12 protein-coding genes are annotated in these 13,528 nt (G+C 56.2%); 3 read left to right on the forward strand and 9 right to left on the reverse strand.

The annotated features are described in order from the left end of the window. Positions 1-64 precede the first annotated feature (64 nt). Complete coding sequence (locus tag F384_RS00735) at positions 65-1,291, forward strand: polysaccharide deacetylase family protein (protein ID WP_046475717.1); 1,227 nt, start codon at positions 65-67, stop codon at positions 1,289-1,291. A gap of 5 nt (positions 1,292-1,296) precedes the next feature. Here the strand turns inward: F384_RS00735 and panD are convergent, their stop codons facing one another. The 9 genes from panD to thpR all read right to left on the reverse strand — a co-directional run bounded on the left by panD (position 1,297) and on the right by thpR (position 8,347). Then, the gene (gene panD / locus F384_RS00740; RefSeq protein WP_042323756.1) at positions 1,297-1,677 is read right to left on the reverse strand and encodes an aspartate 1-decarboxylase; all 381 of its coding nucleotides are present in this window, start codon (positions 1,675-1,677) and stop codon (positions 1,297-1,299) included. Between the two features lie 93 nt (positions 1,678-1,770). Then, positions 1,771-2,625 (reverse strand): pantoate--beta-alanine ligase, encoded by an 855-nt coding sequence (gene panC, locus F384_RS00745; RefSeq protein WP_046475720.1) that lies wholly within the window; start codon positions 2,623-2,625, stop codon positions 1,771-1,773. Between the two features lie 11 nt (positions 2,626-2,636). Beyond that, the gene (gene panB / locus F384_RS00750; RefSeq protein ID WP_046475723.1) at positions 2,637-3,428 is read right to left on the reverse strand and encodes a 3-methyl-2-oxobutanoate hydroxymethyltransferase; all 792 of its coding nucleotides are present in this window, start codon (positions 3,426-3,428) and stop codon (positions 2,637-2,639) included. Positions 3,429-3,548: 120 nt separating this feature from the next. Beyond that, a complete protein-coding gene (gene folK / locus F384_RS00755; protein WP_046475726.1) occupies positions 3,549-4,028 on the reverse strand; it encodes a 2-amino-4-hydroxy-6-hydroxymethyldihydropteridine diphosphokinase in 480 nt (159 codons plus the stop codon). Next, complete coding sequence (gene pcnB, locus F384_RS00760; RefSeq protein ID WP_226991651.1) at positions 4,025-5,422, reverse strand: polynucleotide adenylyltransferase PcnB; 1,398 nt, start codon at positions 5,420-5,422, stop codon at positions 4,025-4,027. Before pcnB ends, folK begins: the two co-directional genes overlap by 4 nt. A gap of 80 nt (positions 5,423-5,502) precedes the next feature. Continuing rightward, entirely contained in the window at positions 5,503-6,399 is an 897-nt protein-coding gene (gene gluQRS, locus F384_RS00765) for a tRNA glutamyl-Q(34) synthetase GluQRS (RefSeq protein ID WP_046475734.1), read from the reverse strand. Positions 6,400-6,463: 64 nt separating this feature from the next. Beyond that, positions 6,464-6,919 (reverse strand): RNA polymerase-binding protein DksA, encoded by a 456-nt coding sequence (dksA, locus tag F384_RS00770; protein ID WP_003829221.1) that lies wholly within the window; start codon positions 6,917-6,919, stop codon positions 6,464-6,466. Positions 6,920-7,096: 177 nt separating this feature from the next. Beyond that, positions 7,097-7,801, reverse strand: a complete 705-nt coding sequence (sfsA, locus tag F384_RS00775; RefSeq protein ID WP_046475741.1) for a DNA/RNA nuclease SfsA — start codon at positions 7,799-7,801, stop codon at positions 7,097-7,099. 15 nt (positions 7,802-7,816) lie between these two features. Next, positions 7,817-8,347, reverse strand: coding sequence for an RNA 2',3'-cyclic phosphodiesterase (gene thpR, locus F384_RS00780; RefSeq protein ID WP_046475744.1), 531 nt, complete (start codon positions 8,345-8,347; stop codon positions 7,817-7,819). A gap of 73 nt (positions 8,348-8,420) precedes the next feature. On the opposite strand from thpR, the gene hrpB reads away from it, so the two are divergent. Together hrpB and mrcB are read left to right on the forward strand one after the other, a co-directional pair. Then, on the forward strand, positions 8,421-10,850 hold the full coding sequence (gene hrpB, locus F384_RS00785) for an ATP-dependent helicase HrpB (RefSeq protein WP_046475746.1): 2,430 nt from the start codon (positions 8,421-8,423) through the stop codon (positions 10,848-10,850). 123 nt (positions 10,851-10,973) lie between these two features. Next, entirely contained in the window at positions 10,974-13,508 is a 2,535-nt protein-coding gene (mrcB, locus tag F384_RS00790) for a bifunctional glycosyl transferase/transpeptidase (RefSeq protein WP_046475749.1), read from the forward strand. Positions 13,509-13,528 lie beyond the last annotated feature (20 nt).

The following is a 13,528-nucleotide window of genomic DNA, read 5'->3' on the forward strand; positions in this document are numbered from 1 at the left end:
TCATTCTTATAAATGAAGTGAATTGGTACAATCGTTGCGTTGTTTCTTGCCCCGGTTATCGTTAATGATGAAATATCTGTTCCTCTTGCTGCTGTCCCTCTCTACAGCCGTCAGTGCGGCGTTACCTGCTCGTTATATGCAAACCACTGAAGATGCGGCTATTTGGGCGCAAATTGGCGATAACATGATGACCGTGGGAAATATTCGCGCCGGGCAGATTATTTCTGTCATTCCGGTCGCTGCGGATTACTACGAATTCAAATTTGGCTTCGGCACCGGGTTTATCGACAAGGGCCATCTGGAACCCGTGCAGGGTAAACAACGTGTTGAAGACAGCCTCGGTGACCTCAACAAGCCGCTCAGCAACCAGAATCTGATCACCTGGCAGGCCACCCCCGTCTATAACGCGCCAAATGTTGGCAGCGCGCCGTTTGGCGTACTGGCAGATAACCTGCGTTATCCCATCATCAGTAAGCTTAAAGATCGGCTGAATCAAACCTGGTATCAGATCCGCATTGGTGACCGACTGGCCTGGATAAGCGCCCTCGACGCCCAGGAAGATCGCGGGCTGCCGGTGCTGACCTATCACCATATTCTGCGTGATGAAGAGAACACGCGCTTTCGTCATACCTCCACCACTACGTCAGTCCGCGCTTTCAGCAACCAGATGACCTGGCTGCGCGATCGCGGTTACAGCACGCTGACAATGGCTCAACTGGAAGGCTATGTGCAAAACCAATTGAACCTGCCCGCGCGGGCGGTGGTGATTACCTTTGATGACGGCCTGAAGTCGGTGAGCCGCTATGCGTATCCGGTACTGAAGCAGTATGGAATGAAGGCCACGGCCTTTATTATCTCGTCAAGAATTAAAGTTCGTCCGCAAAAGTGGGATCCCAAATCGCTGCAGTTTATGAGCATTTCAGAACTTAACGGTATCCGCGATGTGTTTGATTTTCAGTCCCATACGCACTTTTTGCATCGGGTAGACGGCCATCGTCGCCCGATTCTGCTCAGCCGCAGCCAGCATAATATTCTGTATGATTTTGAACGTTCCCGGCGCGCGCTGGCCCCGTTTAATCCGCACGTGCTCTATCTTTCCTACCCGTTTGGCAGTTATAACGCGACGGCTGTGAAAGCGGCACAAGAGGCTGGATTTCACCTGGCGGTGACAACGGTGAAAGGAAAGGTGAAGCCGGGGGATAATCCGTTCTTACTCAAACGCTTATACATCTTAAGAACGGATTCGCTGGAGACCATGTCGCGGCTGATCAGCAATCAGCCGCAGGGGTAGTTCACTTACGCAACCTGAACCGGAATGGCTTTTGCGGTGCGTTTCATTTCGTTGTCGCCTTCGAAGTAAGCGACCTTCGGCTGCCAGCGGCGCGCTTCTTCGTCAGACATGGTGACGAAGCTGGCGATGATCACAATATCGCCCACGCTGGCACAGTGTGCCGCCGCGCCGTTAACGGAGATGATTCTGGAGCCGCGTTCGGCGGCAATTGCATAGGTGGAGAAGCGCTTGCCGTTGCTCACATTCCAGATATCAATGGCTTCATTTTCGAGGATCCCGGCGGCATCCAGGAAATCCTGATCGATGGCGCAGGAACCTTCATAGTGCAGGTCCGCCTGAGTCACTTTCACGCGGTGGAGTTTGCCCTGCAGCATAGTGCGAATCATAACGTCTACCTTAAACTCGTATCGATAACGAAGCAGGTCGAAACCTGCTTTGAGAATTTTCTCAGGCAGTATTGCCTGATTTTTAACCCCTGTCTACTGGGTTAATGCAACCGTCTGATTGTCGATTAACCGTGCCTGACCGAGCCATGCGGCAACCAGAATCACGGCACGCTGGCTGCTCTCGGTCAGCTCAAGCAGCGTGTCAGCATCGCGGATCTGAATATCATCGGGACGGAAGCCTTTTTCCGTCAGCTCCTGCTCCGCGATGGCAACAATCTCTTCCAGTTCACGCTCGCCGGCCTGCAGTTTTTCGCCGATGCGGCTCATTACTTTGTACAAACCAGGGGCGATTTTACGTTGTTCGGCCGTCAGATAACCGTTACGCGAACTCAGGGCTAAACCGTCTTTGGCGCGAATAATCGGCACGCCGACGATATCGATGTCGTAGCCCATATCGGCAACCATTTTGCGGATCAGCGCCAGTTGCTGGAAGTCCTTCTCGCCAAAGCAGGCGACGTCCGGCTGTACCAGATTGAACAGCTTGCTGACGATGGTTGAAACACCACGGAAATGACCCGGGCGGCTGGCGCCTTCCAGCATCGTCGAGAGGCCGGGGACATCCACGTACGTCTGCCCGTCGGTGCCCTGGGGATAGATTTGGTCCGGCGCGGGGGCAAAGACGAAATCCACTTTACGCTTGTTCAGCTTTTCGCAGTCTTCCTGCAATGTGCGCGGGTAGCGCACCAGATCGTCCGGGCGGTCAAACTGCATCGGGTTAACGAAAATACTCACCACCACGATGTCCGCACGGGCTTTGGCTTCATCAACCAGCTTCATGTGACCATCATGCAGGTTGCCCATCGTCGGCACCAGCGCAATGCGCTTACCTTCCTGACGGGCTCTGCGGATATGCTGACGCAGCAGTGGCAGGGTTTCAATAATCAGCACAACAAGACTCCTTAATGGAAACTGTGTTCTTCGCCCGGATAGACGCCGGACTCAACCTCGGCAATATACTGCCGTACCGCGGCGCGCATGTCGCCTGCTTGCGTAAGGAAATTTTTGGCAAATTTCGGAATATGGCCGCCGGTGATGCCAAAGGCGTCGTGCATCACTAAGATTTGTCCGTCGGTGACGTTACCGGCACCGATGCCGATAACCGGAATAGAGAGCGCGTCAGTCACACGTTTGGCCAACTCAACCGGGACGCATTCCAGCACAATCAGCTGCGCGCCCGCGGCTTCCAGCGCCAGAGCATCGTCGAGCAAAACCTGTCCGGCATCGCCACGGCCCTGAATTTTATAGCCACCAAAGATATTGACCGACTGTGGCGTCAATCCTAAGTGTCCGCAAACGGGCACCGCGCGCTCTGTGAGCATTTTCACGGTCTCTACCAGCCAGGCGCCGCCTTCAATCTTGACCATGTTCGCGCCCGCACGCATGACGATGGCCGAATTTTCAAAGGCCTGTTCCGGCGTCGCGTAAGCCATAAACGGCAGATCGGCGAGTAGCAGGCAATTCGGCGCGCCGCGACGTACCGCACGCGTGTGGTAAGCGATATCTTCAACGGTCACCGGCAGGGTGGATTCATGCCCTTGCATCGTCATCCCCAGGGAGTCCCCGACCAGCATCACATTGATCCCTTCGTCGGCAAACAGTCTGGCGAAGCTGTAGTCATAGGCAGTAATGGTGGCGAAGCGTTTTTTCTCTTGTTTGCACTTCTGCAACAGCGAGATGGTGGTCGGTTTCATAACATTTCCTGATGGTGAACGTCATATTTACCGGCATTTTAACAGTCACATTCAGTGGGGCAATTGATTTAAGCAACCGTCGGACGTGAAAAGAACAAACGTGAGGAAAGTAGAGGGAGATTACCAGCGCGCGGGTTTTTCTGCGCCAAGGTGAGTGAGTACCTGTTGCAGCGAGATACCGTCAGGGAAGTGCAGGTCAGGGGCGATTTCAAACAGTGGCCAGAGCATAAAACCACGATTTTTCATGTCGTAGTGTGGCACGGTTAACCGTTCGTTGTGGATGACGCGATCGCCAAACAGCATGATGTCCAGATCTAACGTGCGGGGTCCCCAGCGTTCAGCCTTACGTACCCGGCCTTGTTGAAGTTCAATGCGCTGGGTGTGATCGAGCAATGTTTCTGGCTCGAGCGTTGTTTCCAGCGCCACGGCGGCGTTCAGGTAATCGGGCTGATCCTGCGGACCCAGCGGCGGGGTTCGATAAAAGGAAGAAACGGCCACAACCCGACTTTCAGGGATCTCACGTATCGCGTTGACGGCAGCATTGACCTGCTCCAGAGGAGAAGCCAGATTGCTGCCCAGTGCGATATAAACGAGGGTCATGCCGTTCCTTCACGACGCGGCGCGCGCTTACGCGGACGACGGTGACGACGGCGTGGTGACGGATCTTCATCCAGCTCGTTCAGCATGCCTTTCTGCTCTGGCGGCGCTGAAACCTGGAATTCGCCCCACCACTGCGTCAGGCGCTGCAGTTCGGTATTATTTTCCACTTCGGCACGCAGGGCGAGTAAATCATACGCGGCGCGGAATTTCGGATGCTCCATCAGCTTCCACGCGCGCTTACCCTGACGACGGGACATACGCAGTTGTAACTGCCAGATGTCGCGGGTCAGCGAGGTGAGACGTTTCGGGATCGCCAGCGAACGGCAGGCTTCATCCAGCACTTCATTCATTGCCAGCGCGAACGCGTCATAGTAAGCCAGACCGCTTTCCTGGGCGATTTTCTGCGCCATTTCCAGCAGCGGATACCAGAACATCGCGGCAAACAGGAAGGCCGGGTTAACGCGCATATCGTTATGAATGCGGTTATCGGTATTTTTCAGCACCTGCGCGATGATGCGTTCCATTGCACTGTCGCCATTCTCGGTGAAATAGCGAGTGATGGTCGGGAACAGTGGCTGGAACAGGCTGTATTCGCGCAGCTTTTTATAGGTTTCATAGCCGTAGCCCGCCTGCAACAGCTTCAGCGTCTCTTCAAACAGGCGCGCGGGCGGGATATCGTTGAGCAGCGTTGCCAGGCGCGGAATCGGCTCTGCCGTTTCCGGGCTTATCTTCATGTCGAGCTTCGCCGCGAAACGCACGGCGCGCAGCATCCGCACCGGATCTTCGCGGTAGCGGGTTTCCGGATTGCCGATCAGGCGGATTACGCCATCTTCCAGATCCTGCATGCCGCCAACATAGTCGCGAACGGTAAAATCAGCGACGCTGTAATAAAGGCTGTTAATGGTGAAGTCACGGCGCTGGGCGTCTTCTTCGATGGAGCCGAAAATGTTGTCGCGCAGCAGCATACCGTTTTGTCCGCGCTGGGACGTGGTACGGTCGCTTTCGCTGCCTTCGTGATGACCACGAAAGGTGGCGACTTCAATAATTTCCGGGCCAAACATGACGTGTGCCAGACGGAAACGGCGGCCTACAAGGCGGCAGTTACGGAACAGCTTGCGCACCTGGTCTGGCGTCGCATTGGTCGTGACGTCAAAATCTTTCGGTTTTTTGCCAAGCAGAAGGTCGCGGACGCCTCCGCCAACCAGCCAGGCTTCGTATCCCGCTTTATTCAGCCTGTACATTACCTTCAGGGCATTTTCACTGATATCTTTGCGTGAAATAGCGTGCTGCTCGCGCGGGATGACCGTCATACGCGGACGGGCGACGGCAATTTCAGCCTCGCTCTCTTCGCGGCTTAGCACCTTGCGGCAAAAATTAGCGACTCGGGTAAAAATAGTGCACCTCGGTAGTGTCAAACAATATTCAGATTTCAGTTCAAATCATTAGCTGTGTAAAAATAGCGGCTAATCATAGCTCAGCACGACGTATTTGAGAATGCCGGATTTACAATCGCTGATTCAGGGACTGTCGAAAGCGTCCAGTTTGCCACGGCACAGGCGAGGATCTCATCGACGCGCATCTCCCGCCACGGCCAATCACTCTGTTGCCCAAGAAAGCGCAGCGCGTCCATAAGAACAGGACGCGGATCGCCGTGCGGCAAGGCAGGGGCATGATTCTGTTTGGAAAGTTTAGCGCCTTGCGCATTGAGCGCCAGCGGCAGATGAATATAGTCCGGAGGCGTCCAGCCAAACTGTTGGTACAGCGAGAGTTGTCGCACCGTCGGTTCGATCAAATCGGCACCGCGCACGATTTCGCTGACCCCCTGAAAGTGATCATCCACCACCACCGCCAGGTTATAGGCAAACAGTCCATCACGGCGATGGATAATAAAATCTTCTCTCGCCAGGCGTTCGTCGGCCTGGATATCACCGCGAAGTCGATCGTGAAAATGGGTGACGGGATGCTGCTGTTTAATGCGCACTGCCGCTTGCGCTGGCCCGTTATGCAACGCGCGGCAGTGACCATCATAAATTCCACCAATGCTCTGGACGCGTGCGCGGGTACAGGTGCAGTAGTAACTCAGCCCCCGGTCATATAACCAGGCGAGCGCGTCGCGGTAGGCGTCATGGCGCTGTGACTGCCATAAAATGTCGCCATCCCAGTGCAGGCCGTAATGTTCCAGTTGACGCAGAATCGTGTCTGCGGCACCGGGAACTTCACGAGGAGGATCAATATCTTCTATACGTACTCGCCATATTCCCTGACGGGCGCGAGCCTGTAAGTAACTGCCCAGCGCAGCAATGAGGGAGCCAAAGTGCAGTTCACCGGAAGGTGACGGGGCGAATCGGCCAATATAGTGTGAGTCAGTCATCTTTGCATAAAAATGAACAGGCGGGGAAAGCCCCGCCTGTTGTAAACGTTTCAAACGCCAGGCCTTAGCCTGCCATTTGTTTTTCGCGAATTTCAGCCAGCGTTTTGCAGTCGATGCACAGATCGGCTGTTGGACGCGCTTCCAGGCGACGAATACCAATTTCTACACCGCAGGATTCGCAGTAGCCGAAATCTTCGTCTTCAACCTTCTTCAGCGTTTTCTCGATCTTTTTGATCAGTTTGCGCTCACGGTCACGGTTACGCAGTTCGAGGCTGAACTCTTCTTCCTGTGCGGCACGGTCTACCGGGTCCGGGAAGTTGGCTGCTTCATCCTGCATATGAGTAACGGTGCGATCGACTTCATCCCTAAGTTGATTACGCCATGCTTCAAGAATACGCCTGAAGTGCGACAGCTGGGCTTCGTTCATATACTCTTCGCCCGGTTTCTCCTGGTACGGCTCCACCCCAGCGATGGCGAGAATACTCAGGGACGATGTTTTACGGTTTTGCCCTTCTTGCATGTTGCTTCTCCTTAACACGCACTATCGATCCCCATGTTCGGGGGAAAAATCAGGTCGCTATAAATAGCAGATGCTTTTCAGGATAGCAATTAACTAAACGTAACACTTGACAACCCTGTGAGGAAAAGCGTATTTGCGCACGCGACCAGAATACTAAATAACCAATTGTTTACAACACTATAAAGTGACAGTTAATGGCTCTATCAGAGTCATACTATCGGCAGAAAGTTCCGCTTTATAAATCAGAATTTCTACCCCCTTACGCTGTGCTTCGAACAATAGTTGCGCATATTTCGCGTCAATATGGCGCGCGGGTGAAAACCGTGTAATGGCGGAGTGCAGGACGGCAAAGAAAATCACAGCGCGTTTGCCCTCGGCCGCTACGCTCATCAGTTCCCGAAGATGTTTCTGACCTCGTTCAGTGATGGCATCGGGAAAATAACCAAAATCCTTTTCCGCTAACGTTACCGATTTCACTTCAATATAGCAGTCAGGCCGTGAATCTGCCTGTAACATAAAATCAATGCGGCTCCGTTCGGCGCCGTATTTTACTTCGCTTTTCAGCGTGGAATAGCCTGAAAGTTCTGAAATTCGTCCCTGTTCAATCGCCTCTTTTGTCAGTCTGTTAGCCCATAAGGTATTAACACAAATTAACGCGCCCGTCTGGGTTTGGGTTAATTCCCAGGTGTGCGGATATTTGCGTTTGATATTCTCTGACGTCGAATACCAGACCGTATCACCGGGCGTTGCACACCCCGTCATCGCCCCGGTATTGGGGCAGTGTAGCGTGAGTTCAGTCCCGTCAGATGTGATCACATCGGCTAAAAAGCGTTTATATCGCTGAACCAGCGTCGCGCGCTGGAGAGGAGGCGTAAATTGCATCGCGCATGTCCTTGATTATTCGGTAAGCGTCCAGCGCTGAAGTTTGGCGTAACGCGTACGTCCTCGGGAAAAAGAGGACGCATACAGGGCAAATTCCGTCACCGGAAATGACCAGCAAAAGCCAGGCGGTGGGATCGCCACGGCGTGGCTGGCGTCGCGCAATAGCGTCACGTGAGGATGAAACGGTTGTGGACTTTGATAACACCCGCTGCGCGCCGCCTGAGCCCGCAGAATATTGGCCAGTTGCAACAGCCCACGCGGGGACTGACGCGTCCCCAGCCAGACCACGCGAGAGCGTAACCACTGTCCGGCATCATCCAGACTGAGCGTAAATCCTGGCTGGCGAATGCGTCCGGCAAGGGCGATCAGCGCCTGTTGTTTGTCAGCGCTCACATCGCCTAAAAATGCCAGCGTTAAATGCAGGTTCTCGGCCGCAACGGGGCGTCCCGCCTCAGGGAGAAAATGTGCCGCCCGCCACGAGATCAGTTGCTCACGTACGATGGCGGGCAGTTCGATGGCAAAAAACAGCCGTTTCGGCTCAGACATCTTAGGTACTCGGTTATGAATTAACGCGATGCTACAATGCGGCGCGAAGAATGTTAACCCTCTGGAGCCATTTGTGACGTCGTTACCTGTTGCTGCTGTACTGCCTGAATTGCTTACTGCCCTGGATTCTGCGCCGCAGGTACTGCTGAGCGCGCCGACGGGGGCCGGTAAGTCAACCTGGTTGCCGCTACAGTTTCTGGCGCATAAGGGCATCAAAGGGCGGATTATCCTGCTGGAACCGCGTCGTCTGGCGGCGCGTAACGTGGCGCAAAGGCTTGCGGAACTGCTTAATGAAAAGCCCGGTGAGACGGTCGGCTACCGGATGCGGGCGCAATCCTGCGTCGGGCCAGCAACGCGGCTTGTGGTGGTCACCGAAGGGGTGCTGACGCGGATGATCCAGCGCGACCCGGAGCTCAGCGGGGTAGGGCTGGTGATCCTCGATGAATTTCATGAACGCAGCCTGCAGGCGGATCTCGCGCTGGCGCTGCTGCTGGACGTGCAGCAAGGACTGCGTGACGATCTTAAACTGCTGATCATGTCCGCCACGCTGGATAACGATCGCCTGCAACAGTGCCTGCCGGATGCGCCGGTGATCGTTTCTGAAGGACGTGCCTTTCCCGTTGAGCGTCGTTATCAGCCGCTGGCATCGCAGTTGCGTTTCGACGAGGCCGTGGCGGTCGCCTGCGCCGAACTGCTGCGCAAAGAGCCTGGCTCGCTGCTGCTGTTTTTACCCGGTGTCGGGGAGATCCTGCGCGTACAGGAGCAATTGAGTACGCGAGTCGGCAGTGATGTACTGCTGTGTCCGCTGTATGGCGCGCTGTCGCTCAACGATCAGCGCAAAGCGATTTTGCCTGCCCCGCAAGGGACGCACAAAGTTGTGCTGGCGACCAATATTGCGGAGACCAGTCTGACCATTGAGGGGATTCGCCTGGTGGTTGACTGCGCGCAGGAGCGGGTGGCGCGGTTTGACGCGCGCACCGGGTTGACCCGACTTATCACCCAGCGCATTAGCCAGGCATCAATGACTCAGCGCGCCGGGCGTGCCGGGCGTCTGGAGCCCGGTATCTGTCTGCATCTGATTGCCAAAGAGCAGGCGGAACGCGCCGCAGCGCAAGGGGATCCTGAAATTTTGCACAGCGATCTCTCGGGTTTACTGATGGAATTGTTGCAGTGGGGCTGTCGCGATCCCGCGCAACTCACCTGGCTGGATCTGCCGCCCGCCGTCAACTTACAGGCGGCGAAACGATTACTGCACATGCTGGGGGCGCTGGATGGCGAGCAGCTCAGTGCGACGGGGCAAAAAATGGCGGCACTGGGTAACGACCCGCGCCTGGCCGCAATGTTAGTCAGTGCTTCCACACCCGACGATGCGGCCACTGCGGCAAAGCTGGCGGCGATTCTTGAGGAACCTCCGCGGATGGGCAATACCGATCTTGGCGTGGCGTTTTCCCGCCATCAGCCCGCCTGGCAACAGCGGAGTCAGCAACTTCTCAACCGTCTGCATGTTCGCAACGGCGAAGCGGATGCGTCACGCATTGCCCCGTTGCTGGCTCAGGCCTTTGCTGACCGTATCGCGCGCCGACGCAGCCAGGACGGGCGTTATCAACTGGCGAATGGCATGGGGGCGGCGCTGGACGCCGATGATGCGTTAGGGCGGCACGAATGGCTGATGGCGCCTCTGTTATTACAGGGTAGCGCGTCGCCGGATGCGCGGATCCTGCTGGCGCTGCCGCTCGATATCGACGCGCTTATTCAGCGTTGTCCTGCGCTGTTACAGCAGTCTGATACCATCGAGTGGGATGAGACGCAGGGGACGCTGAAAGCCTGGCGCAGACTGCGAATCGGGGAGCTGACGGTCAAAGTTCAGCCGCTGGCAAAACCGTCCGAAGAGGAACTGCATCTGGCGATGCTTAATGGCATCCGCGATAAAGGCCTGAGCGTGCTCAACTGGACGCCCGCGGCAGAACAACTGCGGTTACGCCTGCACTGTGCGGCGAAATGGCTGCCGGAGTATGACTGGCCAGCCGTGGACGACAGGACATTACTGGCCACGCTGGAGAACTGGCTGCTGCCGCATATGAGCGGCGTGCATTCGTTGCGCGGCCTGAAATCGCTGGATGTTCACCAGGCATTGAGCGGGTTACTGGATTATTCCCTGCAGCAACGTCTGGTGAGTTCGCTACCCACACATTACACTGTGCCGACGGGAAGTCGGATAGCCATTCGTTATCACGAAGATAACCCGCCGGCACTGGCAGTCAGAATGCAGGAGATGTTTGGCGAGGCCAGCACGCCGACCATCGCCGAAGGCCGCGTGCCGCTGGTGCTGGAGCTCTTGTCCCCCGCGCAGCGACCGTTGCAGATAACCCAGGATTTGGCTGCGTTCTGGCAGGGGTCGTATCGCGACGTGCAAAAAGAGATGAAAGGGCGCTATCCCAAACATGTCTGGCCGGACGATCCGGCGAACACGGCACCGACGCGGCGGACTAAAAAGTATTCGTAAGCCGGATAAGGCATTTACGCTCATTCGACAAAAGAGCCGTAAAATTGAGAGATTTCTTCTTCTGTCTTCGGACGGAAGAACAGAGAATCAGGCCTTTGCGCCTGAATGTTGCGGAGAAAAAGCATGGCCGGGAATGACCGCGAGCCAATTGGACGCAAAGGGAAACCCACGCGTCCGGTGAAACAAAAGGTGAGCCGTCGCCAACTCAGAGACGATGAGTACGACGACGATTATGATGATGACTATGAGGATGAAGAACCGATGCCGCGTAAAGGTAAAGGCAAAGGGCGTAAGCCTCGTGGTAAGCGCGGCTGGATGTGGCTGCTGCTGAAAATAGCGATTGTTTTTGCGGTACTGCTTGCCATCTACGGCGTTTATCTGGATCAAAAAATCCGTAGCCGTATCGATGGCAAAGTCTGGCAGTTGCCGGCGGCGGTGTATGGCCGGATGGTCAACCTAGAGCCGGAAATGTCGGTCAGCAAGAACGAGATGGTTAAACTGCTGGAAGCCACCCAGTACCGTCAGGTCAGCAAGATGACGCGTCCTGGCGAGTTTACCGTGCAGGCCAACAGCATTGAGATGATCCGCCGTCCGTTTGATTTTCCGGACAGCAAAGAGGGTCAGGTGCGCGCGCGTCTGACGTTCGATGATGGTCGCCTGGATACCATCGTCAACATGGATAACAACCGCCAGTTCGGTTTCTTCCGTCTCGATCCGCGCCTGATAACCATGCTGTCGTCGCCAAACGGCGAACAGCGTCTGTTTGTCCCACGCAGCGGCTTCCCGGATCTGCTGGTGGATACGCTGCTGGCGACCGAAGACCGTCATTTCTATGAACATGATGGGGTGAGTTTGTACTCTATCGGCCGCGCGGTGCTGGCGAACCTGACCGCCGGACGCACGGTACAGGGGGCAAGTACCCTGACCCAACAGCTGGTGAAAAACCTGTTCCTCTCCAGCGAACGTTCGTACTGGCGTAAGGCCAACGAAGCCTATATGGCGCTGCTGATGGATGCGCGCTACAGCAAAGATCGCATTCTTGAGCTGTATATGAACGAAGTGTATCTCGGTCAGAGCGGCGATAACGAAATTCGCGGCTTCCCGCTGGCGAGCCTGTACTACTTTGGCCGCCCGGTGGAAGAGCTGAGCCTTGATCAGCAGGCGCTGCTGGTGGGGATGGTGAAAGGGGCGTCAGTCTACAACCCGTGGCGTAACCCGAAACTGGCGCTTGAACGTCGTAACCTGGTGCTGCGTCTGCTGCAACAACAGCAGGTGATCGATCAGGAACTGTACGACATGCTGAGCGCCCGCCCGTTAGGCGTGCAGCCGCGTGGCGGGGTGATCTCACCACAGCCCGCGTTTATGCAGATGGTGCGTCAGGAGTTGCAGGCGAAGCTGGGCGATAAAGTGAAAGATCTCTCCGGCGTGAAGATCTTCACCACCTTTGACTCTGTTGCCCAGGATGCTGCCGAGAAAGCGGCGGTTGACGGGATCCCGGAACTGAAAAAACAGCGCAAGCTGAGCGATCTGGAAACCGCGATTGTGGTGGTGGACCGCTTTAGTGGCGAAGTTCGCGCCATGGTCGGTGGCGCTGAGCCGCAGTTTGCCGGTTATAACCGCGCGATGCAGGCGCGTCGTTCGATTGGTTCTCTGGCCAAACCGGCGACCTATCTGACCGCGCTGAGCCAGCCGAAAATCTATCGCCTGAACACCTGGATTGCCGATGCGCCGATTGCGCTGCGCCAGCCAAACGGTCAGGTGTGGTCGCCGCAGAACGACGATCGTCGTTACAGCGAAAGCGGCAAAGTCATGTTAGTGGATGCGTTGACGCGCTCGATGAACGTACCGACGGTTAATCTGGGGATGGCGCTTGGCCTGCCAGCCGTCACCGATACCTGGCTGAAGCTGGGCGTGCCGAAAGAGCAGTTGCATCCGGTTCCGGCTATGCTGCTGGGGGCGCTGAACCTGACGCCTATCGAAGTGGCGCAGGCGTTCCAGACGATCGCCAGCGGCGGTAACCGTGCGCCGCTTTCCGCGCTGCGTTCGGTTATTGCTGAAGACGGCACCGTGCTGTACCAGAGCTTCCCGCAGGCGGAGCGCGCCGTTCCGGCTCAGGCCGCCTATATGACGCTGTGGACGATGCAGCAGGTTGTGCAGCGCGGCACCGGTCGCCAGCTTGGCGCGAAGTATCCGAATCTGCATCTGGCGGGTAAAACCGGGACCACGAACAATAACGTCGATACGTGGTTTGCCGGTATTGACGGCAGTCAGGTGACCATCACCTGGGTAGGTCGCGATAACAACCAGCCAACGAAGCTGTACGGGGCGAGTGGGGCTATGTCGATTTATCAGCGCTATCTGGCGAACCAGACGCCGACGCCGCTGACGCTGACCCCGCCGGAGGATATTGCGGAGATGGGCGTCGACTATGACGGTAACTTTGTCTGCAGTGGCGGTATGCGCACGTTGCCGGTCTGGACATCAGATCCGGATTCACTCTGCCAGCAGGGCGAAATGCAACAGCCGACCGGGAACCCGTTCGATCAATCTTCTCAGCCGCAGCAACAGCAGCAACAGCAGCAACAGCCGCCGAAGGAAGAGAAGAAAGACAGCGACGGGGTAGCGGGCTGGATTAAGGATATGTTCGGCAGTAACTAATCGCCGTGCCGGATGGCGCT

It is taken from the genome of Citrobacter amalonaticus Y19 (assembly GCF_000981805.1).
GTDB lineage: Bacteria > Pseudomonadota > Gammaproteobacteria > Enterobacterales > Enterobacteriaceae > Citrobacter_A > Citrobacter_A amalonaticus_C.